We start from the raw sequence: 23,174 nt of genomic DNA, 5'->3' as shown, positions 1-23,174 counted from the left end.
ACTGTTGAGGATAGAGAGAAGCAAGTTAAAGGAGGTGTCTTGCTTCGATGCATGCAAACATTCCAGGTCATCAGGACCTGCAAAATATAATTCCTATCGATTACAACGCTAATTTTTTCTTTGAACGCGCCGTGAAGTCGCTGGACCGTTTCCAATATGGCAAGGCGCTGAAATATTTTCGCAAGGCTGTGGAATATGAACCGGATAATCCTGTGAATCATTGCAATATGGCGGGTATATTATCAGAGACCGGTGATTATGAGGGCTCGAACCGGGTATTGAAGCATATACTGGATCAGGTAGATTCCTCGATGACGGAATGCCATTTCTATATGGCGAACAACTACGCGAATCTGGAGCAGTTTGAAGAAGCCGAGCAGGCGCTGATTACGTATCTGGAGGAGGATTCCAGCGGCCAGTTTATGGACGAGGCCGAAGAGATGATGGAGCTGCTTCACTATGAGCTGAACCGGCCCACGAAGGTGAACAAGATCAAGAGCCGCGAGGGCATGGTGGAGCATGAGCAGGCACGCGCGCTGCTGGAGGAAGGGAAATTCGCTCAGGCTGCCAAGCTGTTGGAGACGATCGTAGAGGACTGTCCGGACTTTATGTCGGCCCGCAACAATCTGGCGCTTGCCTTCTATTACATGGGCCGCTTCGCGAAGGCGAAGGAGGTCATCGGTGATGTGCTGGACAAGGAGCCGGGCAATCTGCATGCGCTGTGCAATCTGGCGATTTTTTATCAGCATGAGAAGGATGAGGAAGGGCTTCACCGTCTGCTGGACATGCTGTCTGTTACGGTTCCGTTTCATCAGGAGCATGTCTTCAAGCTCGCGACAACGATGGGCATTCTGGGGAGGCACGAAGCGGCCTACGGCCATTTTCGCCGTCTGACGAAGGATGAGGAATTTAGCAGTGATGCAAGCCTGTATCATTATACAGCCGTTGCAGCCTGCAACAGCGGCAGAATGGAAGATGCGGTCAGATACTGGCGCCAGTGCAAGAGGCTGGACCCGGCAAATGATGTCGCTGATTTCTACCTGGCTCAGCTGGACTCTTTGCAGGAAAGTGATTCCGGAAGCCTGAAGGTCAGCTATCACTATCATCTCCCCTTTGAAGAGCAGTTTAAGGTGTGGGAGCATGATGGAGCTGCCTTAACTGAGGAAGCGAAGAGCAATCCGTTAATCCGCTCCTCCTTCTTCTGGGCGCTACGCCATGGCGAGCCTCACATCAAGCTGCAGGTTATACAGACGCTGGAGCTGATTGCCGATGAAGAGGTTCAGCATGCGCTGCACCTGTTTCTTCAGGAGCCAGGAGAGGATGTAGAGCTGAAAGCTGCGGCGGAGCTCGTGCTAACGCGCTTGGAGGGAGCTTCAGGCCGGGAGGCAGCAGACGAGATGCCCAGCGACTCGTTAAACGAGGTCCTTCCGGAGTGGCATAAGGAATGGCAGCAGGTGCTGGATCTGGCGGTCTCTATGGGACAACGGCAGGACCCTTACCGCAAAAGAGAGATGGAAAGGCTCTGGTCTCAATTCCTGAGCCGGATGTATCCCGACATTCCGAAGATGCGTAACCTTTCCGGCTGGGCGGCAGCGCTGGAATATACGGCCGGCAAGCTAGCGGGAGACTCGTATACGTATGAGAAGCTCGCGGAGCGCTATCAGATTTCATCCTCTACCGTGAGGCGTTACGCCCGGCAGCTGGCAATGACGGATGCCGATCGGGAAGAGGCTCGCAATAATTTTCGCCCGTTTACAGAAAAATCTTAGAACCGGGACAAGCTAACCAACAGGACCCAATAAAGGAGGCAATCTCTATGTACAAATCAATCGTAATCGGAACCGGCCCTGCCGGACTGACCGCAGCCATCTACCTGGCACGCGCGAATATGAAGCCACTGGTCATTGAAGGAATGCAGCCGGGGGGCCAGTTGACCACAACTACCGAAGTCGAGAACTTTCCGGGATTCCCTCAAGGCATCATGGGACCTGAGCTGATGGATAATATGCGCCAGCAGGCAGAGCGCTTCGGTGCGGAATTCAAGAGCGCCTGGGTAGAGTCTGTTGATTTCTCGCAGCGTCCATTCAAGATTAATGTCGAGGGCATGGGAGAATTGCAGGCTGAGTCGGTCATCATTTCTACAGGTGCCTCGGCCAAGTATCTGGGCATTCCCGGGGAGCAGGAGAATGTGGGCCGGGGTGTCAGCACATGTGCGACCTGCGACGGCTTCTTCTTCCGCGGCAAAAAGATTATCGTGGTGGGCGGAGGCGATTCCGCGATGGAGGAAGCGAGCTTCTTAACACGCTTCGCTTCCAGCGTCACATTGGTTCACCGCCGGGAAGAGCTGCGCGCTTCCAAGATCATGCAGGATCGTGCTCGCGAGAACGAGAAAATTCAGTGGGCACTTGACCGTACACCGCTAGAGGTCGTAACGACGGAAACGGGCGTGAAGGGCTTGAAGGTTCGGAACAACGAGACTGGCGCCGAAGAGCTGATTGAAGCGGAAGGCGTATTCGTGGCAATTGGCCATACGCCGAACACAGGCTTCCTGGGAAGCCAGATCAATACAGATCCGACCGGATATATTCTGGTGAAGCCAGGCACAACGGAGACGAATATTCCAGGCGTGTTCGCCTGCGGTGACGTGCAGGATACCCGGTATCGCCAGGCGATTACCGCAGCCGGCTCTGGCTGTATGGCTGCCATGGATTGTGAGAAGTTCATTGAAGGTCATATGGTCCATGACTGGAGCGAAACGCTGAATCCGTAAATGGAGCTTTGAAGGTGAGAGGCCGGGCAACCGGCCTCTTTTTTGCGCGGCTCTATGATATGGATGATGATTGGCGAGAGCGGGATGTATGTTATAATGCGGATGAAATGAGGCACGGGACAGGGTCCACGGCCGATAGAGGAGCTTACAGATGCTAAACGACTATTTAAAGAAAAATAAAATGACCTGGATTGTGCTTGCCCCTTTGCTGGGCGGCTGGTTATTTCAAGCCCTGATGACGCGGATACCTGCGTCGGGCGTGCTGATCTGGACCATTCATCTCGGATTCGTGGTGTTCTGGTTCTGGGCCGGGCGACAGTTCTCGCAGATGAAAAAGAGTACAGCGCTCAGCTTTGTCATGGGTAACTCGCTGTGGCTAATATGTCTGCTGCTGTTTCTGTGGCAGTTTATGCTGGCCGGCGACGAATCCCGAAGCCTTGTGCTTGCACTGATGGCCCAGCTGTATGTGCTGCTGATTGTAGGATTTGGAACCCAGCTGCAGTTGCTTCTGACAGGGAGTATCGATGCTGCGCAAATCATTATTATGTCTTATATACTCATGCTGCTAGTGTTTACGGCGGGCTTTGTGTATGAGCGGGTGCGCAAGCCCAAGCCCGAGAACCACACGCTGTAAGCAAGAAAACTCACCAAGGTGGGCGGATTGCATATACTATCTCAGAACAGGACGGGTGCATGCTTAAAAAGCGGACGCCATGCTGGCATCCGCTGTCGGATGGACACGGCATATGGCCATGTCAGTATGACAATGCTTTATGACGTTTGCGGACCAGCCATGGCTATGCGCTGCGCTGTTAGCAGCGCTTCGACTTGGGCTTTGCGGTTCGCTTGCGCTGCATTGAGGGGCGCGGCTTCGTCCTGGCTGGCTTGGAAGGCCCGCCTGCAGCTGCTCTTTTTTTGCGCTTCTTGAGGGTCTTCTTCGGCGTCCAGCCCTCGCTGGCCCAGCTGCAATGCTCGCTGCCGAAGGAGTGGCTGCCGCCAACACCGCTGGAGCCGTCGTATGCGCCCCACTGATCCGGCGGGTGGAGCCCATCCGGGTACAGGCCGGAATGGTGGCTCTGCGAGTGGTGACCCGTAGAGGCATGGCCGCTGGAATGATGGCCGTGCGAATAGTGGCCTGCAGAGGCGTGGCTGCTGGAATGATGGCCGTGCGAAGCATGCCCGAGCGAGCCGGGGAAGCCGGGGAAGCCGGATTGATGCCCATGGTGCGCCTGACTGAGCGGCTCGCCGGGGAAGTAGCCGTCGTAAGCGCCCGGGGAAGCCTGACCGCCTGAGGACGGGGTTGCGGCGATTCCCTCTGAAGCATTGCCGGCTGCGGGAGACCACGGCCAAGCGGTGAAGGCTTTGACGCGGGCGGTTGTTCTTTTGGAATATGGAGAGACTGGCTTCGTTCTATTTGTACGCACTGTCCCTACTCCTTTCAAGATGGGAATGAAATCTAACTGCCACATTATATGTAATGAAGGTCAATATGGGACTGGTTTCATGCAGGGTAGGCTGCAAGATCAGCAGCTGCCTGCCTGGGGAAGGAAGGAGGCCTGGTATGGAGCTGCCGGTGTACCGAATCCTGATTGAGGACAACAAGCTGGCCTGGCTTAACAAGCACATCTGGTCGGAGCAGTTCGTCAAAGCCCGGATCTCTTATAAAGGAAAAGAGGTGCCTATCTCCCTCCGTTACCGCGGAGGGCACACCCGGGAATATCCCAAGCGCTCTTACGAAATTCGTACGGCGTCAGCCACCTATCATTTCAATGCTGAGCACGATGATCCATCATTAATTCGTAATGCCCTGTCGTTCCAGTTATTTGAGACGTTGAAGGTGCCGAGTCCCCGAACCCGTCATTGCCTGCTTTATATCAATCAAAAGCGGGCGGGCGTGTATTTGCAGATTGAGGCCGTGCTGCCGCGATTTTTTCGCAGGCGGAGGATTCCCGTGAAGAGCATCATTTACGCGGTAAACCGCCATGCCGACTTCTCCCACAAAGAAAGCCGCGGGCTGTCCTGGTTCGCAGGATACCGCCTGATCGCCGGGGAAGAGGGGGAGCGGCGGCGCTTCGTTGCCTTTTTGCAGGGAATGCATGAAGGGAGCAGGGCGGAGAGGGCGCAGTATCTTGAGCAGCATCTTCACGTGGAGCAGTATTTACGCTGGCTATGCGGGGCAGTGCTGACAGGGAATTATGACGGATTCAATCAAAACTATACGATCTACGAGCATGGAGAAACCCGGCGTTATCACATGCTGCCCTGGGACTATGAGGGCACCTGGGGGCGCAACTGCTACGGAAAGAGAGTAGGGGCGGATTTAGTCCGGATTACGGGCTATAACAAGCTGACCGAGCAGATTTTGAGCATCCCCTCCTACCGCAGGCTGTACCGGAGCCTGCTGCTTCACAGCATGGATACGGTATTTACTCCGCATAGGCAGCTGGAGCAGGCGGGAGAGCGGCTTGATGCTATCGCAGGGGAGCTGTACAAGGATAAGGAATATAAATGGAGCAGGCAGGAAATCCAGGCTGATCTCGGCGTCATCTACCGCTACATTCAGGATCGCAGAGGTTATATTTACAGCCGGCTTCATCAGCTGTGAACGTATTGGTATTCCCTCGAGACATATAGTAGCTTACAAAGAAAAATAACCAGCCAGGTATAACACCCTGAGCTGGTTATTTTGCCTTATATATGCTTTTGTCTTACAGATGTGGGCATCCAATGATCTACTTGGGAGATGGCTCCCTTGCTGTATTTACATTAATTGACTTCGAAGTAAGTCGCAATCTCTTCCAGCAGGAGGTTGGCTGCGAGGTAGCCGCCAGCCAGGTTCCATACGACCTCGTTCACCTGATGAACCTCGCCGGTCTTGGCCACATTCAGGCTCTGGAAGAGCGGCTCGTTCATCCACTCGTCGGCTGCCTTCTGAGCATCGGTGGAGCCTACGTCCTCCTGCACGAAGTAGAACATCACGTCACCGTCCATCGCCGGAATACGTTCCTTCGTCAGCTTCTCCACGAACTCGTTCTTGTCCTGATCGGCAGGTCTGGCAATGCCGAGCTGCTCCAGCATGACGCCGCTAAAGCTGTCCTTCATGTAGGTACGGACATCCGCTGCTGTGAAACGAACGACAGACACTTTCGTACTGGCCTTCTCGTCCAGCTTGGATTTCACTTCCTCCACACGCTTGTCAAAATCAGCAAAAGCTTGCTCGCCTTCGGCTTTCTTGTTTACCGCCTCGGCATACAGCGTCATGTTGTTCTTCCAGTTGCCGGACAGTTCTTCGGCAAATACAGTCGGAGCAATCTGCTTCAGCTGGTCATAGATTTGCTCGTGACGAACCTTGTTGCCGATAATGAGATCCGGCTTTAGTCCCGCGATCAGTTCGATGTTCGGCTGGGTTTCCTCTCCCAGCACCTCAACACCTTCCATCTGGTCCTTAATATGATCATACCAAGGGTCACCTACCCAGGATTGAACGGCACCGACAGGCTTCACGCCAACGGCCAGCAGCGCTTCTGTACCTTCGTTCGTCAGCACTACGACGCGCTCCGGTGTGCCTGTCAGTGTCTCTTCTCCCATCGCATGCTTGATGGTGCGGGACTCGCCTTCTGCAGCACTACCTTCGTTCGTGCTGTTATTGGAGCCGGAAGCCGCCGGCGTCTCTGCTGTATCACTGCTGGAGCTTCCGCCGCAGGCCGAAACGATCAGCAGCATGGACAAGGCCAACAGAACCAGCCAGGATTTATTACGAAATAAAGATGACATGTTTAATGCTCTCCCCTTATGTACATTTTTATATATGATAATGACAATCATTATCAATTAACTAAAATATAAAGTGATAACAGGCACTTGTCAAGACTTTAAATGAAAATGATTATCACATTCATTGACACGTAAAGCGCTCACATCTACAATAAAGGGGTTGATTGAACCATTAAACATCCTTTAGGGAGTGGAATACCATCATGGGAGTGCTTCAAAGCCGCAATGCCCGGCTGTGGGGATTGCTTGGGGGGCTGTTCCTGCTGCTGGCAGTCATGCTGATGAGCATCTTGCTGGGCTTGCAAAATTTCAATTTCAGCATGCTGCTGGATACCTATCAAGCCTTCAACGGCTCTACCGAGCATATGATTATTCGCGATACGCGGGTGCCGCGAACCTTGATCGGGGCCATGGTCGGTGCGGGGCTTGCAGCTTCGGGAGCCGTTATGCAGGCTATCACCCGCAATCCGCTGGCGTCTCCGTCCATATTCGGCATTAATTCCGGCGCCGTGCTGTGCATCGTCATTGCGATTGCCGTTCTTGGGGGCGGTTTGACCATGAGCGGCATGATCTGGATTGCGTTTGCAGGCGCCGCCCTGACCGCTCTGCTTGTGTTCGTGCTTGGCTTTAGCGGGCCCGGGGGCTTTGCCCCCGTCAAGCTGACTTTGGCAGGCTCCGCCATTGCGGCATTTTCGGCCTCCATCACCTCAGGCATTATTCTGATTGATAAGCAGTCACTGGATCAGGCGATGTTCTGGATGATCGGCTCTGTCGTGAACCGGAGCATCGAGCACGTCACGGCGATGCTTCCGTATTTCGCAGCCGGCATGGTCGTGGCGCTGCTGCTGGCAAGAGCCTTGAATGTAGCCATGCTGGGCGATGATGTGTCCAAGGGACTCGGCATTTCGTTGTTTCTGGTGCGGGCCGGCGCCTGTGCGTCGGTCGTGCTGCTCGCCGGCAGCGGCGTTGCGGTTGCGGGGCCGATTGCTTTTGTCGGGATTGTGGTCCCGCATCTGTGCCGCTCGCTGGTCGGTCACGACCATCGCTGGCTCATTCCTTACTGTGCCATTGGCGGTGGGATCCTGCTCGTCTCAGGGGATCTGGTCTCGCGCTTCATTATTATGCCAAAAGAGGTGCCTGTGGGGGTTGCCATGGCATTGATTGGCGTTCCATTTCTGATTTATATCGTACGGAGGAAGTCCTATGTCTTATAAACTGAATGCAGTCCGCCACGATCCTGCCTCCCGCCGCCGAAGAAATGCGCTCATCTTAAGCGTGCTTTCGCTGCTGGTCATCCTGCTAGTGCTAATCAGCATCTCGGTCGGCAGCACCACCATCCCGCTGCTAGAGGTAGCCGCTTCCCTGCTGGGGCTTGGAGAGAGCGGCAGTTCCTTGATTGTCATCCAGTTCCGTCTGCCCCGGGTCCTGGCTGCCTTGCTGGTAGGAGCCATGCTGGCGGTAGCCGGCGCCTTGCTGCAGGGCGTGATTCGTAATCCGCTCGCTGCCCCGGATCTGATCGGTGTCACCGGCGGGGCCTCTGTGGTGGTCGTGGCCTTTATGACTCTGTACACCGGCGCATTCAGCTATCACTTCATTCCGGTGCTGGCGATTCTCGGGGCACTGGGAGCGGGCATGCTGGTATACGTGCTGGCGTGGAAAAATGGCGTTTCACCGCTGCGGCTCGTGCTGATCGGCGTAGGCATTTCGACAGCCCTCAGCGCGATGACCACGTTCCTGCTGATCAGCGGCACAGCTTATCATGCGGCTCAGGTGCTGAACTGGATTACGGGCAGCGTCTATGGCACAGGCTGGAAGCAGGTTGCGGCCATCGCGCCCTGGGCAGGTGTCATCATTCCGCTGTCCTTTCTCTTCTCCCGCTCGCTGAACGCGCAGTCGATGGGCGATACGGTCGCCATCGGGCTTGGAACGCGGATTCAGCGGGACAGGATGCTCATTATTCTGTGCAGCATTGCCCTGGCGGGCGCGGCGGTGGGCATTGCCGGCACGCTGTCCTTTATCGGCTTGATTGCTCCGCATATCGCAAGGCGACTGGTAGGCAGCGCCTACGGCATCCTGATGCCAACCGCGGCGCTGATCGGCGCGGTCATTCTGCTGCTGGCGGACCTCGCCGGGCGGATGCTGTTCCAGCCGCTGGACATACCGGCAGGCGTGTTTACCGCTGCGATTGGTGCGCCGTTCTTTTTTTACCTGTTATATAAAAGAATGTAGCTTCCCATGAAGTGCCGTTGTCTCCAGAGAGAGCGGCGCTTTTGTATATCCAACCTGTGATATAATGGACCGAAAGCCCGGCAGGGAGCCGTGACCATTCAGAATGGAGAGAGAACCGATGGAAGTACACGTTGATTTACACAAAGAAGATTTTTGGCGCTTTAACCGGTATGTGATGTTTCATATGCCGAAGTATAGAACGATGATGCTGTCAGCGCTGATTTCCGTACCGCTGCTCAGTATTCTGCTGCTGAGATTCTCCAGCTTTGACTGGGTGTATTCAGTGGTGGTGGGCGTGCTGATCGGCATTCTGTGCGACCTGCTGTTTGTATACCGGATCAAGAGCCGTACGATGAGCATGGTGAAGCATAATGAGGGCATTCTGGGAGAACGAACCATTACCGTGGACCGTACAGCGGTGCACGAGTCCAATGACAAGACCCAGCTGCGCTATGACTGGAGCGGCATTCATGATTTGCGGCGGGATCGGGATTACTTGTATATTTTCGTGAATTCGATGCAAGCGGTCATCATTCCGAAGCGTTCCTTTGGAAGTCCTGAGGCAGAGCAATCGTATGTGAAGGCGGTTGAAGACTACTCCAATAAGACATTTGCGTGAGAGGTCGGCGTTAAGCGGATGCTCTTAGCCAGTGGAGAAAGGAGAGGAGGTGGAATCCATGGAGCAATGGGAGTACAAGACGGTCAAGTACGCCACCAAGGGATTTCTGGGCGGAAAGGTGGACGAGGAGGATCTGAGCGAGCTGTTTAACGGTCTCGGGTACGAGGGCTGGGAGCTGGTGTCGTGCTTTGATACGAGCATTTCTCAAGGACAGTCGCGGGATATTATTGCGATCTTTAAGCGCCGTGTCTTTACAGGATTATAAAAAAGCGGCTTCTTGGCCGCTGCATAGCACGAGAAAAGGCTGGATTCTCATGATGAGATCCAGCCTTTTTCTTCGGCCAGGGCAATGGCCTCCAGCCGGTTTCGGGCCCCCAGCTTGTTCAGTGCCTCTGACATATAATTGCGAACCGTACCGTAGGAGAGGTGAAGCTGCTGTGCGATGTCACTGGAACTGCTGCCGTTCGCAGCCAGGCGCAAAATCTGCTGCTCCCGCTGCGACAACGGGTTGGCCTCTCTCACGGTGCCGAACACAAGCTCTGGCGATACCTCCCGCCGGCCGTCCATAATGCGCCGCAGCGCTTCAGCCAATCGCTCGCTGGGCTCGTCCTTCAGCAGATAGCCCTGTACACCTGCCTTCACCGCCCGCTCGAAATATCCCGGCCTTGCGAAGGTCGTGAGTATCACGCACCGGCATGCCGGGACAGCTGCCGCGATTTTTTCGGCAACCTCAAGTCCCGACAAGACCGGCATCTCGATATCCAGCAGCGCAATGTCCGGCTGCAGCTGCCGGATGACATTCAGCGCCTCCTGGCCGTCGCCCGCCTGGCCAACCACCTCAATATCCTCTTCTAAATCGAGCAGCAGGGCCAGTGCTCCCCGCACCATGCGCTGGTCTTCTGCAATAAACACCCGGATGCTCATCCTGCCTCACTCCTTTGGGGATCCTTCACGACAATCGGTACTGAAAGCTGAAGGAGTGTGCCCTTTGCGTTCAGCAGCTCCATTTTGCCATTGACCAAGGCTAGCCGTTCTGCCATACCCTTCAGCCCGTTCTTCTCCCTGACGTTAAAGCTTGCGGCCTCACGGGAAATCCCGATACCGTCATCCTGTACCGTCATTTTCCAGTCTCTGTCCGTCTGCTGAAAGCAGAGGCGGCAGTGGGAGGCCTGGCTGTGCTTCACGATGTTCGTAATGGCTTCTCTCAGGCAAAGACTTAGAATGTTGTGCGTCGTATCCGGCATCCTCTGAAAATGGGGCTCGCCTTCGATCCTCATCTCTATTCCCGCGCTGCTTAGAAGCACAGCGGCCTCCTGCAGCTCGCCGGCCAGCGTGGCGGTGCGCATATCGGACACAAGCTCGCGAACCTGGCGGAGCGCGGCGCGCGACTGTCTCTCGATCTCCCGGGCTTCCTCCCGGACCTGATCCGGATTTACGGCAGCAAGCTTGTCGATCACCTGGCTCTTCAAAGTAATCAAGGACAGCGTATGTCCCAGCGTATCATGCAAATCCCGGGCAATCCGCATCCGTTCCTCCCCCTTGATCAGATTGCGTATCTGCTCATTCGCCTGATCCAGCTGCGCTTTCAGCTCCAGCTTGCTGTTCATGGAGCGAATGGCGAATGGAGAAAGCAGCATAATGATCATAAAAGGAAATACAAAGAGCAGATCGGGATTCCAAGCCTGGCTGATTCGATATATCAGCGGGATCAGCTCTACCATATAGAGCAGCAGCAGGGCACTCCAGAATTTACGGGACTGGGTATACCAGCCGATAAAATTAGCCGTATAAAAGCCCATAAACAAATATGTAAGACCGTAGAGCATGGAGAACGTGAATATGATTCCCAGCTGCAGCAGCAGCCAGAATAGAAAGCCGGGCCGAGTTTCCCCGAAGTACAGCTCCCGGTATGACACGAGGAACAAGAGCAGCATGACCACGCCGAACCCGAACTTCAGGCCATCCTCGTAAGTAAACAGATTGACGATCGGGAGTGATAAATAAATGAGAAATACATAAGGGAGCAGTCCCAGCTTGTGCGGAAATAGCTCAAATGGCTGCTTCAATGGGCATCATCCTCTTAGACAGCTTGCTGTTTATGGCGTACATACGTGGATATTACCATAAACAGGACTAAATATCCTGTCAAAATAAGCACGGACTGCAGCTCCGGCAGGCTGCCCTCGGCTATGGCCCAGCCTCCGCTTGTAAAGTGGTAGGAGGGCAGCCACTTGCCGATAGACTGCAGGAAGGAGGGCAGCATCTCCAGCGGCATCCACATGCCGCCAAGCAGCGCCAGTACCAGATAAATTCCGTTGCTCACGCCGCTGGCGGTGTCGACGCGCTTCATGGTGCCAATGAGTGTGCCGATGGCCAGAAAAGGGGCAGATGCGGCCAGGATCCATACACCGCTGCTGATCCATTGCCAGGCTTCCAGCTGAACATCATTGATCAGGACACCTGCTGAGAAAATGACAGCGATGGAGAGCAGCAGCAGCAGCGTCTGGCCGAACATTTTTCCCAGGAAATAAATGCTGCCCGGCAACGGCACGACCTTCATCAGAGTGGACCAGCCGAGCGATTGCTCCTGCACGAGCCGGATGCCGAGCGTCATGATCGCTGAGCCCATCACGCTGAATGTGGTCATGGACATCAGATAGCGAGCCTGGTATGCGCCGGGGTCCCCAGCCCCCGTATTAACGACGCGGGTAAAGATGTAATAGAACGCAATGGGCATCACGAGCGACCAAAATATAAAATACGGATTGCGCAGAATGCGAAGCAGTTCCATGCGGCACTGCAGGGAAATCAGCTTTCCAGTCATATCAGACGACCTCCTCTTTCCGGGCTGTGAGCTGTTCAAACGCTTCATCAAGACTGCCCTGATCCATCTGGATGTCGTGAACGGGCAGCTCCTCTTTGAAAATGATCGATAACACCAAATCGGTATTGTTAGTGTAAACATGCAGGCGCCCCTGCTCCTGCTGGAGCCCGGTGACGTCAGGCACAGCCTCCAGCCGGGCAATGATGTTCGCAGCGGTGCCGCTGCGGCACTGGAACGACAGGGATTTACGGGACAGCCTGGCTTTGATCTCAGCCGGGCTGCCGTCTGCAGCGATACGCCCGTCCTTAAACAGCACTATCCGGTCTGCGTTGTCGTCGGCTTCTTGAAGGTAGTGAGTCGTAAACAGGATGCTTTTTCCTTGTGCCGCCAAACTCCGGACCGTAGACCAGAACAGCCGCCGCGCGGTCGTATCCAGCCCCACGGTGGGCTCGTCGAAGAAGAGCAGGTCCGGATTACCGGCCAGCGCCAGGGCAAAGCTCAGCTTGCGCTTTTGTCCGCCGGACATTTTGGTCGCCCGCTTGCTAAGATCTTCTTGGTTAAGCCCGGTCAGCTGCATCACTTCCGCCGTTTCCATTGGCTTGGGGTAATAGCCTCTGATCAGCTCCAGGATTTCACCAGCCTTCAGGCTGTCCATCACACTGACCTCCTGCAGCATCGCCCCGATCCGGCGCCGGACCTTCAGGTCCTTCGGACTGCCGCCAAGCACCTCAACCGTGCCGGCATCCGGCTCCAGCAAGCCCAGCATCATGGATAGGCTTGTGGTTTTTCCGGCCCCGTTGGGACCCAGAATGGCTGTAATGCTGCCTTGCTGGAGGGTAAAGGATACCCCATCTACGGCCCGCTTGCTGCCAAACTGCTTGCTGACGTTATGAAGTGCCACTGCCACCGCCGTATTTTGCGTAATATTCAAACTCAATGCAACCGCACCTTTCTATTGCTTGGTATGGTTATCTTATCGAAGAGGCCCCCGCCCTGATGAGTAAACTTTGTCATGACTTGATATGACTTTTGTCATCTCGGGACAATCTAGAAAGAGACCTGCGGGGCGAGGACGGCTAGAAGAGTGCGAGACAAGCGTTATTAAAATTCGGCAAATGGTTTAATGAAGTATTATCAACCGCGGGGGCAGGCTCCGGCGAAGAGGAGGTAAGGCATATGTACGGAGATTTGCAAGGAAAGACTGTAATCGTGACGGGAGCGTCATCCGGGATCGGGAAGGCGATCGCTCTTCGGTTCGGCAAGGAGAAGGCCAATGTGGTCATGACCTATAACAGCAATCCGGACCCGATGGAGGAAATGATCGCAGAGATTAAGGAGGCGGGAGGACAAGCTGTCGCAGTGCAGGCAAATGTCTCGCAGGAGGAGGATATCCGCAAGCTGATCTCCACCGCGCACGAGCATTTCGGTGCCCTGCATGTCATGGTGAACAATGCCGGCATTGAGAATGAGGTTCCCTCCGAGAAGCTGTCCCTAGACGACTGGAAAAAGGTCATTGATGTGAATCTGACCGGGGCCTTCCTGGGATCCAGGGAAGCGATCAGCTACATGCTGGAGCATGGCATTGAGGGCTCGGTCATCAATATGTCGAGTGTGCATGAGGTCATCCCCTGGCCGCATTTTGTCCACTATGCTGCCAGTAAAGGCGGGGTCAAGCTCATGACGGAAACGCTGGCGCTGGAATTTGCCCCGAAGGGGATTCGGGTGAACAACATTGGTCCGGGGGCGATTTACACGCCGATTAACCAGGAGAAGTTCGACGATCCGGAATCGCGCAAAAGTGTAGAGGCGATGATTCCGATGGGATATATCGGAAAGCCGGAGCAGATTGCCTCTGTTGCCGCCTGGCTGGCGTCCTCGGAATCGAGCTATGTTACCGGGATTACCCTGTTTGCGGATGGCGGCATGACCAAGTATCCTTCCTTTCAGGGAGGAAACGGTTAGGTTGATGACATCTGTGTGCACTTCAGCGTCATGGCGAAGGAATTTCAAGCTTCGGGCCGAAGAGGGCTCGGAGCTTTTTTGGCGCAGGGGTCTTCTCTTGACCGAAATGATGCCTTCAATTATAGTGGGTACAGTAGAAGCAATCTATAATATAGAAGGAAAAAGGTGGCTTGTAACATGTCTGAGAACATCTACGTAGGTGTCGATTTAGGCGGAACGGCGATCAAGGTCGGGATCTGCAACGAGGAAGGGCAGCTTCTGCAGACATATGAGGGACCGACAGAAACGTCCAAGGGCGTGGAGGCGGTTATTAACAATATAGAGAAATATGTTCGTCATATTGTCGAGGAGTCTCCTTACAGCTGGGACCAGTTAGCGGGCGTGGGAGCCGGCTTTGCAGGCTTTACAAATATCCGTGAAGGCATCATCATATTCGCACCGAACGTAGGGTTCAAGGATGTTCCGATTCGCGCCATACTGGAGGAACGATTCGGCAAGCCTGTCAAAATAGACAACGATGCCAATGTAGCCGCGCTGGGAGAAGCCTGGAGCGGTGCCGGACGCGGCGTGGATAACTGTGTCTGCTTTACCCTGGGTACCGGCGTTGGCGGAGGTATTATTATCAACGGCAGGATTTATCAGGGCTTTGGCGGCATGGCCGGCGAGCTCGGGCATATTACCGTCGTGCCGGATCTGGAAGCGATTCAATGCGGCTGCGGCAAGATGGGATGCCTGGAGACGGTCTCCTCGGCAACCGGCATTATTCGGATGGCGAAGGACGCGGTGGCCCGGGGGGATCGCACCTCGCTGGCACTGGCAGACAGCATAACGGCGAAGGAAGTGTTTGATGCGGCAAAGGCTGGAGATGAGGTAGCTATGCGCATCGTCAACCGTGCGGCCTACTACCTGGGCAAGTCCATGTCTTCCGTGGCCGCGGTCCTGAATCCTGAAGTGTTCATTATCGGCGGGGGTGTATCCAAGGCCGGAGATTTCCTGTTTAATGAAATTCGTTCGGTATTTCAGAAGCTGACGCCGGAGCCGCTGCAGCGCGGTGTTCGCATCGTAGCGGCAGAGCTTGGCAATGATGCTGGAATCGTCGGCGCTGCCGGCCTTCACCTGCGCTCTTAATCAAGACGATAACGAAGGAGACGGCCTGTCACTAGAGGATAATGTTCAAGGGAGGGAATGCTGATGCTGGAAACAGAGGAACGCGGCAAGACCAATTCGATGGCCACGCTAATTATCATTACCGGCATGTCAGGAGCAGGAAAGACGCTGGCTGTACAGAGCCTGGAGGACCTCGGGTTTTTCTGTGTCGACAATCTGCCCCCGGTGCTGATTCCGAAGTTTGCGGAGCTGATTGAGCAATCAAACGGCAAGATCGGCAAGGTCGCGCTGGTCATTGATCTTCGCGGCCGGGAATTTTTCACCGCGCTGGCGGAGTCGCTGAACTACATCAAGGATCACTTTACGATCCACAGCGAAATCATGTTTCTGGATGCGACGGATTCCGTGCTCGTCCAGCGCTACAAGGAGAGCCGCCGCCGCCATCCGCTGGCGCCGGAGGGGATGCCGCTCGACGGAATCCGCCTGGAGCGCAAGATGCTGGATGAGCTGAAGAACTCAGCGACGCAGGTTATCGACACCAGCCTCATGAAGCCGGCGCGGCTGAAGGAAACGATTATTTCCCGGTTTACGCATCTGGAAAACCGCATGCTGACGGTCAACGTGACCTCCTTTGGCTTCAAATACGGCATTCCGATTGATGCGGATTTGGTGTTTGACGTCCGCTTTTTGCCGAATCCCCATTATGTAGAGACCCTTCGCCCCAATACGGGCCAGCACAGTGATGTATACGAGTATGTGATGAAGTGGCCGGAAACGCAGGCCTTTCTGACGAAGCTGCTCGATATGCTCCATTTCCTGATCCCGCAGTACCGCAAGGAAGGAAAGAGCCAGGTAATCATCGGCATTGGCTGCACCGGTGGCAAGCACCGCTCTGTGGCAATCTCGGAATATCTCGGAAAGATGCTGTCGGCGAGTGAAACCGAGAAGGTTTCGGTAAGCCACCGCGATCATGACCGGGACCGGCATTAACTGAGGGAAGTGATGAATGTGGCTCAAGCAGCCGGAAAGCGTCCCCGCATCGTCGTGATGGGGGGCGGAACAGGACTGTCTGTCATGCTTCGGGGGCTTAAAGAGAAGCCGCTCGACATCACAGCAATCGTCACTGTAGCCGATGATGGAGGCAGCTCCGGCATTCTTCGCAGTGAGCTGCAGATGCCTCCTCCGGGAGATATTCGGAACGTATTAACGGCGCTTGCCGATGTTGAGCCGCTGCTGGCGGATATTCTGAAGTACCGCTTCAGCGCCGGCTCCAATCTGGCAGGCCACAGCCTCGGCAATCTGATCCTGGCAGCGCTCACCGACATGCACGGTGACTTTGTAACCGCGGTCAAGGAGATGAGCCGGGTTTTCGTCTGTCGTGGAGCGGTTTTGCCTGCGGCTGGCGAGGGCGTGGTGCTGCATGCGGAGATGGAGGACGGCAGTATCGTTTCCGGGGAATCCAAGATTCCGGAGGCTGGAGGCGTGATCAAGCGCGTATTTCTCGAGCCGGAGGAAGTGGAGCCGCTGCCGGAAGCGCTGGAGGCTGTCATGCAGGCGGATGCGATTCTGATCGGACCGGGAAGCCTGTATACGAGCATTCTTCCCAATCTGCTCGTGCCGAAGCTCGCGGAAGCAGTAGTACAGTCCAAGGCTATAAAAATATTTGTATGTAATGTTATGACACAGCCCGGAGAAACCGACAATTATACGGTCGGTGATCATCTCCAGGCCATTTATGATCATATAGGCCTTCATCTGTTTGACTATGTGATCGTCAATGACGGAGAAATTCCGCCACAGGTCCAGGATCAGTATGCGGAGCAGGGGGCGAAGCCCGTGCTTCTGGACCGGGATGAGGTCACGAGCCGGGGCTACAAGCTGATTGCCGACAAGCTCGTGCTGTTCCGGACCTACCTCCGTCATGATGCGGAACGTCTGAGCCAGCATATTTACCAGCTGGTGAACGACTGGATTTCCAGAGAGAGGTGAGTCCCTTGTCTTTTGCGGCTCAAACCAAAAAAGAACTAACCATGATCGAAAGCCAGAGCTGCTGCGAGAAAGCCGAGCTGTCCGCGCTCATTCGCATGAACGGATCCGTTCAGCTATCCAGCAAGAAGATCGTTCTGGACATATCGACAGAAAATGCCGCGATTGCAAGGCGGATTTATTCCTTGATCAAGAAGCATTTTCAAGTGCATACGGAGCTCCTGGTGCGTAAAAAAATGCGCTTGAAGAAGAATAATGTATATATCGTCCGGATTCCCGCTCAGGTTCAGGAAATTTTAAAGGGACTCCATATTGTGTCCGAGGGCTTTCTGTTTCTTCCCCGGATTGATGATCAAATTATCCGCAAAAATTGCTGTAAACGCGCTTACCTACGCGGCGCCTTTATGGCCGGAGGCTCGGTGAACAATCCGGAGGGCTCCTCTTATCATCTGGAGATTGCCTCCATGTATGAGGAGCACTGTCAGGCCCTGGTCGATCTGGCGAATGAATTTCACCTGAACGCGCGCTGTATCGAGCGCAAGAAGGGGTTCATCTTCTACATCAAGGAAGGCGAGAAGATTATCGAGTTCCTGAATCTGATCGGGGCCCATCAGGCGCTGTTCAAATTCGAGGATGTCCGCATCATGCGGGACATGCGCAATTCGGTGAACCGGATCGTGAATTGTGAAACGGCGAATCTGAACAAGACGATCGGTGCCGCCATCCGGCAGATTGAGAACATCAAGCTGCTTCAACGAGAGGTCGGCCTCGACAAGCTGCCAGATAAGCTCCGCGAGGTCGCCGAGATCAGGCTTCAGCATCCCGATATGAATCTGAAAGAGGTCGGAGAGCTGCTGAAGGGAACCGTCAGCAAGTCGGGAGTGAACCACAGGCTGCGCAAGATTGACGAGTTGGCGGAAAAAATCCGAAACGGCTGAAGCTTTATAAACTAGTGTCCTGTATGGTAAGATGGTATAATATTAGAAATGTGAAGGCTGAAAAAGGTAATCAAGATTTTATAAATAGGGGGTAAACTTTCCATGACCAAGCACCCGGTAGTTGTTCGGCTGAAGACGGGTCTACATGCCAGACCGGCCGCGTTGTTCGTTCAAGAAGCGAATAAATATTCATCTGAAATTTTCGTGGAAAAAGATGATAAAAAAGTGAACGCCAAAAGTATTATGGGCATCATGAGCCTTGCTATCAGTTCGGGTACTGAGGTTTATATCAGCGCCGATGGCGCTGACGCGGAGCAGGCGGTTACTTCCTTAGTGAACCTGGTGAGCAAAGAAGAGCTGGAGAATCAGTAATGCAGGATGGCTCCGCCGTCCACTGTGACATAAGTAAGGAAAAGCCTTGAGCATCAAGGCTTTTTTAATATTAGCGCTGCGCTGGCACTAACCGCACCGCTGTAGCGCATGATGGGGCCGCCCTCAAGATCCTTGGATCTTGAAGGCGGCCCCATTGTCGGTGTGGCGGTATTCAGTATGTGTAGCGCAGCGTCCTACTGCTGCATTTGCCGAAACATTTTAGGGGTGGTTCCATGCGCTTCACGGAATTTGCGGATGAAGTAAGCAGAGCTGTTGAAGCCGGTTTTGCTGGAGATGTCCTCAACAGTCAGCTCGGTCGTAAGCAGCAGCTCCTTTGCCCGGTCCATACGGACCGAATTGAGGTAGTCCACGAAGTTCATGCCGGTCTCATCCTTGAAGATTTTGCTCAAGTAACGCGGGCTGGTCTGCACGAGGTCTGCTAAATAATCCAGGGACAGCGGCATATGGTACTGCTCCTCAATGTAGGATTTAACCCGATCCACGACCTCGTAAGTCCGGTCATTGCTCTTCTTCTCCAGCATCGTCCAGGTCTTGACGATCATCCGGAACAGCAGCTGCTGAAACTCGACAATGTGCTTGACCTCCTTCAGCTCCTCCTGCATATAAGCAGACACAATATCCTTGGAGCGGAAGTTCATTTCTTTCAGGTAGCCGTAAAAAGCATTAATCGTCTCCGACCAGCGCTGCTCGCAATGATGCAGGGAGTAGCTTCCCTTGGCCATATGCTCGATGATCAGCAGCATGGCCTGCTCCGTCACCTCCGGCTGGCGGCTGCGAAGGCTCTTGGCGAAGCTGTCTACAAGCTCCTCCGGAATCTCCTCCTGACTCTCCTCCCGGCGGAGCAGCTCAACCTCATACACCGCTTGCACTCGCGGCAGGTAGTACAGATAGCTTGACAGCTTCTCCGTCTGCTTATAGGAGTCGGGGAGCGCGAGTGCGGATTCTACAGTGCTGCCGAGCAGCACCGTAGCCTCGACCATAAAGTTGGCGTAGATGACAGACACGAGATCCTGACAACGCTCTGCCAGAGTGCTCATGGCGGGCTCCTCCAGATTGACGACGATGCCGATAATATCGCCCGGCAGGTCCGCGGCCATGACCCGCATGGTATCATCGCTGAGCTGCTCCTCCGCCTTACCCATGACATAGAACTTCACAAACTCTCGGGTTTCCGTGTCCATTTCAATCATCTGCTGCGGAGGAAGCTGAATCTGAACCGCTGCGTAGCGGCAGAAGGGGAAGGAGGACCGCAGCAGCTTCAGGCGAGCGCTGACCTCTTCATTCGATGTATAGCCCTGCAGCAGCAATCCATATACGAAATTATGCTTCATGACCGGCAGGTTCGAGCTCAGCGTGCGCTGCAGCTCGTTCACCTGGACAGATAAGCCGCCAATCATCTCATTAATCATCAGGAACTCATTGGAGGAGCTGTTCTCTTTCCGCTTCACCTCGGCATGATCCTGCTCCAGCCACGCCCGGGCGGAGGTTACAATGGTCCGTACCGGGTTGTAGAAGCGGGAGGCGAAGATATGCGCCAGCAGCAGGCCGATGGCAATGACCGCCAGGCTCGTAAACAGCACATTGTTGCGAATGCGGCGGCCCTTGCTGTAGAACTCCTCCACGGGGGTGAAGCTGACAAGCCTCCAGCCATAGGAAGGCAGGGTCTGGTAGCCGGCAATGGTAGCCTGGCCGCCAAGATCGACAAGCTGGTGCAGGCTGGGCTGGGGCTCATTCACAATGCGACTTACCATGTCATCCCAGCCCTCACTGGGCAAAAAAGGCGCGCTGGAGGCGAGCACCTTCCCGGAGGCATCCAGCAGGAGCGTGCTGCTCTCGTCATTGGATGATTTATTGGCAATCAGCTGATCGATCAGCTGGGCATGCATATGAATCGCGATAAAGCCGCGCTGCTTTGAGCGGTCGGCTACCAGGGGATAAGGCCGCAGGAAGGTGAGCCGCTTGGCAGGCTGCTGCCCTGCCAGCCGCGTCTCGGCGTCGGTCAGCAGCCACAAGGAGGTCGGGCCTGTTTCGGCCGCGGCGGTAATCCACTCCAGCTTCTGCTTGCTGTCAGAGGCCGGATCATTCCCGTACGTGACGCCGCGCAGTGACGATACCCGCAGGGATGAGCCCAGCACATACATGTCCACGGACTCTACAATGTCCGGTGCGGTGGCCGCGGCTGTAGACAGCAGGCTCTGGACGTTCCGGATCTTGGTATACTGTCCGTCGGCGGTATTGGTGAACAGATGCAGCAGGTCGGCATTTTGGAAGGAGTCGGTGACAAGCCCCAGGTAGATGGATTCCGCTTTCTGGACAATCGACATGTCAATCGTTGCGCTCCACTGGCTCAGAATCCGCTCATTGACCTGCTGAACCTGCTCATTATACTGCTCGGTGAACTGCAGATACGAGCCGTAGCCTACCAGCACAACCGCAAGCACGAGCAGCAGGATGTACGACAGAATAAGCCGGAAGAAGAAATTGCTTCTGCGCCGCAGTTTCGTTAGCATCGATCCTCCTCCTTATCGTACGTAGTCTTTAAAATGTAGGAAATAAGTGGAGAAAAGTCAATGGATTCGCGGCATTCCGTCGCTTTTTATTATGAGGTGGAAATGTTTATATTGCCAAAATGACGCATTTTTATATGCCTGCGAATGTTTACGATGTTCAACAAGCATCAGGGCCGATATAGTTAGGCTACGCAAGCGGGATGCACGCTAAACCGCGATGAAAGACGAGGTGAACAACATATGAATAAGCTGAAGCTGCCTGCACTTCGCCCCTATGTCAGACACAAATATCTGGTGCTGTTGTTTCTGCCGGCTTTCCTCTATTATGTCATGTTCCATTATGTACCGATCTACGGACTCCAGATCGCTTTCAAGGATTATGTGTTCAGTAAAGGGATCTGGGGGAGCGAGTGGGTTGGACTGGAGCACTTCCGGGACATTTTCGGGATGGAGAGCTTCTGGCAGGTGTTTCGCAATACGCTTATTATTAGTGCGTATAAGCTGCTGTTCGGCTTCCCGGCTCCGATTATCCTGGCAATTCTGTTGAATGAGATCCGGCTGGTGTTCTTCAAGCGGATTGTCCAGACGGTGAGCTACATGCCCCATTTTCTATCCTGGGTCGTGATCGCATCCTTGTTCATCCAGTTTCTGTCCCCGTCCATCGGACCGCTGAATGCCGTGATTAAATGGCTGGGCTTCGATCCCATCTACTTCATGGCCGATCCGAAGTGGTTCCGTACGGTCCTGGTCGTTACCGACATGTGGAAAGAAATCGGCTGGAGCTCAATCATTTATTTGGCAGCGCTTACAGGGATTAACCCTGAGCTGTACGAGGCATCCAAGGTAGACGGAGCGAATCGTTATCATAACATCCGTTTTATTACACTTCCTTCGATGATGCCGGTTATTACGATTATGTTTATTTTTGCTATCGGCAAGCTGGTGAACGACGACTTCGACCAGGTCTTCAATATGTACAACTCCGCGGTGTATGAAGTCGGGGATGTCCTGAGCACCTACACCTATCGAAGAGGCCTAGTCGATATGGAGTACAGCTTTGCAACAGCAGTGGGTTTGTTCAAGAACGTCGTCGCCTTTACATTGATCGTCATTACAAACGCCATAGTTAAACGGGTGAACGACTACGGCTTGTGGTAGGAGGGAAGCTGCAATGAAGCACAGATGGAGTTTATCGAGTGTGGCGTTTGACGTATTTAACTACGCACTGCTCATTCTATTATGTATAAGTATGCTATACCCGTTCCTGTTTCTGTTCACCCTCTCCTTCAGCTCGCCGGAATCGTCGTTCGCGACCGTTCGGCTGCTGCCGGAGACGTGGACGCTGGACAATTACGCAAAGGTGCTGTCCAACGAGTTCGTGCTGGCGGGCTTCGGCAATACGATCATAAGGACGGCCCTGGGAACGGCGCTGACGTTGATCGTAACCGTATGTACAGCGTATCCGCTGGCCAAGCGGCATTTTCCGCACCGGAATTTCTGGACGATGTTTGTTGTCTTTACGATGTTCTTCAGCGGCGGTCTCATCCCGCTGTTCCTGCTCGTTAAGTCACTGGGGATGATGAATACGACCTGGGCGCTCGTGCTCCCGACACTTCTTCATACCTTTCATATGATTATTTGCCGTAACTTCTTCATGGCGCTGCCGGAAAGCCTGGAGGAGTCTGCCAAGATTGACGGTGCCAATGACATTGTCATTCTGTTCCGGATTGTGATTCCGCTCTCCATGCCAATTCTGGCTACGGTCGTTCTGTGGACCGCGGTATGGCATTGGAATGCGTGGTTCGATTCCCTCATCTATATTACCGATCCGAACAATCAGGTGCTGCAGGTTGTCATGCGCCGAATCGTTCTGGAGGGTACGCAGCAGATGATGAATCTAAACGATGCCGAAGAGGTTGCCAACCCGGAGACCATCAAAGCGGCGACGGTTATGGTAACGACGATTCCGATTATCCTGTTCTACCCTTTCCTGCAAAAGCATTTCGTAAAAGGAATTCTTGTAGGCTCATTAAAAGGATAATAATTTATTCAGGGAGGTCCA

23 protein-coding genes are annotated in these 23,174 nt (G+C 54.3%); 16 read left to right on the top strand and 7 right to left on the bottom strand.

The annotated features are described in order from the left end of the window. Positions 1–47: 47 nt before the first annotated feature. The 3 genes from ACH6EH_RS18395 to ACH6EH_RS18385 all read left to right on the top strand — a co-directional run bounded on the left by ACH6EH_RS18395 (position 48) and on the right by ACH6EH_RS18385 (position 3,404). Entirely contained in the window at positions 48–1,769 is a 1,722-nt protein-coding gene (locus tag ACH6EH_RS18395) for a tetratricopeptide repeat protein (RefSeq protein ID WP_397333352.1), read from the top strand. A 47-nt stretch (positions 1,770–1,816) separates the two neighbouring features. Then, positions 1,817–2,770 carry a thioredoxin-disulfide reductase gene (gene trxB / locus ACH6EH_RS18390; RefSeq protein ID WP_138224020.1) on the top strand — a complete coding sequence of 318 codons (954 nt, stop codon included), beginning with the start codon at positions 1,817–1,819 and terminating at the stop codon, positions 2,768–2,770. Positions 2,771–2,921: 151 nt separating this feature from the next. Further along, positions 2,922–3,404 (top strand): hypothetical protein, encoded by a 483-nt coding sequence (locus ACH6EH_RS18385; protein ID WP_138224021.1) that lies wholly within the window; start codon positions 2,922–2,924, stop codon positions 3,402–3,404. A gap of 178 nt (positions 3,405–3,582) precedes the next feature. Here ACH6EH_RS18385 and ACH6EH_RS18380 read toward each other — a convergent pair whose 3' ends face one another. Then, positions 3,583–4,194 (bottom strand): hypothetical protein, encoded by a 612-nt coding sequence (locus ACH6EH_RS18380; RefSeq protein WP_397333351.1) that lies wholly within the window; start codon positions 4,192–4,194, stop codon positions 3,583–3,585. 137 nt (positions 4,195–4,331) lie between these two features. Between ACH6EH_RS18380 and ACH6EH_RS18375 the strand changes: the two genes are divergently transcribed. Next, on the top strand, positions 4,332–5,375 hold the full coding sequence (locus ACH6EH_RS18375) for a CotH kinase family protein (protein WP_397333350.1): 1,044 nt from the start codon (positions 4,332–4,334) through the stop codon (positions 5,373–5,375). Between the two features lie 161 nt (positions 5,376–5,536). Here ACH6EH_RS18375 and ACH6EH_RS18370 read toward each other — a convergent pair whose 3' ends face one another. After that, entirely contained in the window at positions 5,537–6,544 is a 1,008-nt protein-coding gene (locus ACH6EH_RS18370) for an ABC transporter substrate-binding protein (RefSeq protein ID WP_397333349.1), read from the bottom strand. 203 nt (positions 6,545–6,747) lie between these two features. Here ACH6EH_RS18370 and ACH6EH_RS18365 point away from each other — a divergent pair, with 203 nt between their 5' ends. The 4 genes from ACH6EH_RS18365 to ACH6EH_RS18350 all read left to right on the top strand — a co-directional run bounded on the left by ACH6EH_RS18365 (position 6,748) and on the right by ACH6EH_RS18350 (position 9,657). Beyond that, positions 6,748–7,758, top strand: coding sequence for a FecCD family ABC transporter permease (locus tag ACH6EH_RS18365; RefSeq protein ID WP_397333348.1), 1,011 nt, complete (start codon positions 6,748–6,750; stop codon positions 7,756–7,758). Further along, the gene (locus tag ACH6EH_RS18360; RefSeq protein WP_138224026.1) at positions 7,748–8,773 is read left to right on the top strand and encodes a FecCD family ABC transporter permease; all 1,026 of its coding nucleotides are present in this window, start codon (positions 7,748–7,750) and stop codon (positions 8,771–8,773) included. The genes ACH6EH_RS18365 and ACH6EH_RS18360 overlap by 11 nt, the downstream gene beginning before the upstream one ends. 118 nt (positions 8,774–8,891) lie before the next feature. Beyond that, a complete protein-coding gene (locus ACH6EH_RS18355; protein ID WP_397333347.1) occupies positions 8,892–9,392 on the top strand; it encodes a YcxB family protein in 501 nt (166 codons plus the stop codon). A 58-nt stretch (positions 9,393–9,450) separates the two neighbouring features. Next, positions 9,451–9,657 (top strand): DUF4177 domain-containing protein, encoded by a 207-nt coding sequence (locus ACH6EH_RS18350; RefSeq protein WP_397333346.1) that lies wholly within the window; start codon positions 9,451–9,453, stop codon positions 9,655–9,657. 47 nt (positions 9,658–9,704) lie between these two features. Here ACH6EH_RS18350 and ACH6EH_RS18345 read toward each other — a convergent pair whose 3' ends face one another. Genes ACH6EH_RS18345 through ACH6EH_RS18330 form a run of 4 tightly spaced genes read right to left on the bottom strand, consistent with a single transcriptional unit; the run spans position 9,705 to position 13,153 of the window. Further along, complete coding sequence (locus ACH6EH_RS18345; protein WP_208204267.1) at positions 9,705–10,316, bottom strand: response regulator transcription factor; 612 nt, start codon at positions 10,314–10,316, stop codon at positions 9,705–9,707. Beyond that, the gene (locus tag ACH6EH_RS18340) at positions 10,313–11,458 is read right to left on the bottom strand and encodes a sensor histidine kinase (protein ID WP_397333345.1); all 1,146 of its coding nucleotides are present in this window, start codon (positions 11,456–11,458) and stop codon (positions 10,313–10,315) included. Before ACH6EH_RS18340 ends, ACH6EH_RS18345 begins: the two co-directional genes overlap by 4 nt. A 14-nt stretch (positions 11,459–11,472) precedes the next feature. Next, positions 11,473–12,216, bottom strand: a complete 744-nt coding sequence (locus ACH6EH_RS18335; RefSeq protein ID WP_397333344.1) for an ABC transporter permease — start codon at positions 12,214–12,216, stop codon at positions 11,473–11,475. 1 nt (position 12,217) lies between these two features. Then, complete coding sequence (locus tag ACH6EH_RS18330) at positions 12,218–13,153, bottom strand: ABC transporter ATP-binding protein (protein WP_397333343.1); 936 nt, start codon at positions 13,151–13,153, stop codon at positions 12,218–12,220. 239 nt (positions 13,154–13,392) lie between these two features. Between ACH6EH_RS18330 and ACH6EH_RS18325 the strand changes: the two genes are divergently transcribed. The 6 genes from ACH6EH_RS18325 to ACH6EH_RS18300 all read left to right on the top strand — a co-directional run bounded on the left by ACH6EH_RS18325 (position 13,393) and on the right by ACH6EH_RS18300 (position 18,581). Further along, the gene (locus ACH6EH_RS18325; protein ID WP_208204270.1) at positions 13,393–14,178 is read left to right on the top strand and encodes a glucose-1-dehydrogenase; all 786 of its coding nucleotides are present in this window, start codon (positions 13,393–13,395) and stop codon (positions 14,176–14,178) included. Between the two features lie 177 nt (positions 14,179–14,355). Beyond that, positions 14,356–15,306 (top strand): ROK family glucokinase, encoded by a 951-nt coding sequence (locus ACH6EH_RS18320; protein ID WP_397333342.1) that lies wholly within the window; start codon positions 14,356–14,358, stop codon positions 15,304–15,306. A 63-nt stretch (positions 15,307–15,369) separates the two neighbouring features. After that, a complete protein-coding gene (gene rapZ / locus ACH6EH_RS18315; protein WP_138224034.1) occupies positions 15,370–16,275 on the top strand; it encodes an RNase adapter RapZ in 906 nt (301 codons plus the stop codon). 12 nt (positions 16,276–16,287) lie between these two features. Next, a complete protein-coding gene (locus ACH6EH_RS18310; protein ID WP_397333341.1) occupies positions 16,288–17,274 on the top strand; it encodes a gluconeogenesis factor YvcK family protein in 987 nt (328 codons plus the stop codon). Between the two features lie 5 nt (positions 17,275–17,279). Further along, the gene (gene whiA / locus ACH6EH_RS18305) at positions 17,280–18,209 is read left to right on the top strand and encodes a DNA-binding protein WhiA (protein ID WP_138224036.1); all 930 of its coding nucleotides are present in this window, start codon (positions 17,280–17,282) and stop codon (positions 18,207–18,209) included. A gap of 102 nt (positions 18,210–18,311) precedes the next feature. Further along, the gene (locus tag ACH6EH_RS18300; protein WP_138224037.1) at positions 18,312–18,581 is read left to right on the top strand and encodes an HPr family phosphocarrier protein; all 270 of its coding nucleotides are present in this window, start codon (positions 18,312–18,314) and stop codon (positions 18,579–18,581) included. Positions 18,582–18,775: 194 nt separating this feature from the next. On the opposite strand, the gene ACH6EH_RS18295 is transcribed toward ACH6EH_RS18300, so the two are convergent. Further along, entirely contained in the window at positions 18,776–21,112 is a 2,337-nt protein-coding gene (locus ACH6EH_RS18295) for a helix-turn-helix domain-containing protein (protein WP_397333340.1), read from the bottom strand. 240 nt (positions 21,113–21,352) lie between these two features. On the opposite strand from ACH6EH_RS18295, the gene ACH6EH_RS18290 reads away from it, so the two are divergent. Together ACH6EH_RS18290 and ACH6EH_RS18285 are read left to right on the top strand one after the other, a co-directional pair. After that, positions 21,353–22,270, top strand: coding sequence for an ABC transporter permease (locus tag ACH6EH_RS18290; protein WP_138224039.1), 918 nt, complete (start codon positions 21,353–21,355; stop codon positions 22,268–22,270). Positions 22,271–22,283: 13 nt separating this feature from the next. Next, positions 22,284–23,153 carry a carbohydrate ABC transporter permease gene (locus ACH6EH_RS18285; protein ID WP_138224040.1) on the top strand — a complete coding sequence of 290 codons (870 nt, stop codon included), beginning with the start codon at positions 22,284–22,286 and terminating at the stop codon, positions 23,151–23,153. Positions 23,154–23,174 lie beyond the last annotated feature (21 nt).

The sequence above is a fragment of the Paenibacillus sp. JSM ZJ436 genome (assembly GCF_044383795.1).
Lineage (GTDB): Bacteria > Bacillota > Bacilli > Paenibacillales > Paenibacillaceae > Paenibacillus_AQ > Paenibacillus_AQ algicola.
The sequence above is the reverse complement of the archived record's forward strand: the minus strand, read 5'-3'. Positions and strand labels throughout refer to the sequence as shown.

Excerpts from the sequence above, each read along its gene's own strand:
- ACH6EH_RS18395 (WP_397333352.1), top strand. The coding sequence starts at position 48 with ATGCATGCAAACATTCCAGGTCATCAGGACCTGCAAAATATAATTCCT.
- trxB (WP_138224020.1), top strand. The coding sequence starts at position 1,817 with ATGTACAAATCAATCGTAATCGGAACCGGCCCTGCCGGACTGACCGCA.
- ACH6EH_RS18385 (WP_138224021.1), top strand. The coding sequence starts at position 2,922 with ATGCTAAACGACTATTTAAAGAAAAATAAAATGACCTGGATTGTGCTT.
- ACH6EH_RS18375 (WP_397333350.1), top strand. The coding sequence starts at position 4,332 with ATGGAGCTGCCGGTGTACCGAATCCTGATTGAGGACAACAAGCTGGCC.
- ACH6EH_RS18370 (WP_397333349.1), bottom strand. The coding sequence starts at position 6,544 with ATGTCATCTTTATTTCGTAATAAATCCTGGCTGGTTCTGTTGGCCTTG.
- ACH6EH_RS18365 (WP_397333348.1), top strand. The coding sequence starts at position 6,748 with ATGGGAGTGCTTCAAAGCCGCAATGCCCGGCTGTGGGGATTGCTTGGG.
- ACH6EH_RS18360 (WP_138224026.1), top strand. The coding sequence starts at position 7,748 with ATGTCTTATAAACTGAATGCAGTCCGCCACGATCCTGCCTCCCGCCGC.
- ACH6EH_RS18355 (WP_397333347.1), top strand. The coding sequence starts at position 8,892 with ATGGAAGTACACGTTGATTTACACAAAGAAGATTTTTGGCGCTTTAAC.
- ACH6EH_RS18350 (WP_397333346.1), top strand. The coding sequence starts at position 9,451 with ATGGAGCAATGGGAGTACAAGACGGTCAAGTACGCCACCAAGGGATTT.
- ACH6EH_RS18345 (WP_208204267.1), bottom strand. The coding sequence starts at position 10,316 with ATGAGCATCCGGGTGTTTATTGCAGAAGACCAGCGCATGGTGCGGGGA.
- ACH6EH_RS18335 (WP_397333344.1), bottom strand. The coding sequence starts at position 12,216 with ATGACTGGAAAGCTGATTTCCCTGCAGTGCCGCATGGAACTGCTTCGC.
- ACH6EH_RS18325 (WP_208204270.1), top strand. The coding sequence starts at position 13,393 with ATGTACGGAGATTTGCAAGGAAAGACTGTAATCGTGACGGGAGCGTCA.
- ACH6EH_RS18320 (WP_397333342.1), top strand. The coding sequence starts at position 14,356 with ATGTCTGAGAACATCTACGTAGGTGTCGATTTAGGCGGAACGGCGATC.
- rapZ (WP_138224034.1), top strand. The coding sequence starts at position 15,370 with ATGCTGGAAACAGAGGAACGCGGCAAGACCAATTCGATGGCCACGCTA.
- ACH6EH_RS18310 (WP_397333341.1), top strand. The coding sequence starts at position 16,288 with ATGAATGTGGCTCAAGCAGCCGGAAAGCGTCCCCGCATCGTCGTGATG.
- ACH6EH_RS18300 (WP_138224037.1), top strand. The coding sequence starts at position 18,312 with ATGACCAAGCACCCGGTAGTTGTTCGGCTGAAGACGGGTCTACATGCC.
- ACH6EH_RS18295 (WP_397333340.1), bottom strand. The coding sequence starts at position 21,112 with ATGCTAACGAAACTGCGGCGCAGAAGCAATTTCTTCTTCCGGCTTATT.
- ACH6EH_RS18290 (WP_138224039.1), top strand. The coding sequence starts at position 21,353 with ATGAATAAGCTGAAGCTGCCTGCACTTCGCCCCTATGTCAGACACAAA.
- ACH6EH_RS18285 (WP_138224040.1), top strand. The coding sequence starts at position 22,284 with ATGAAGCACAGATGGAGTTTATCGAGTGTGGCGTTTGACGTATTTAAC.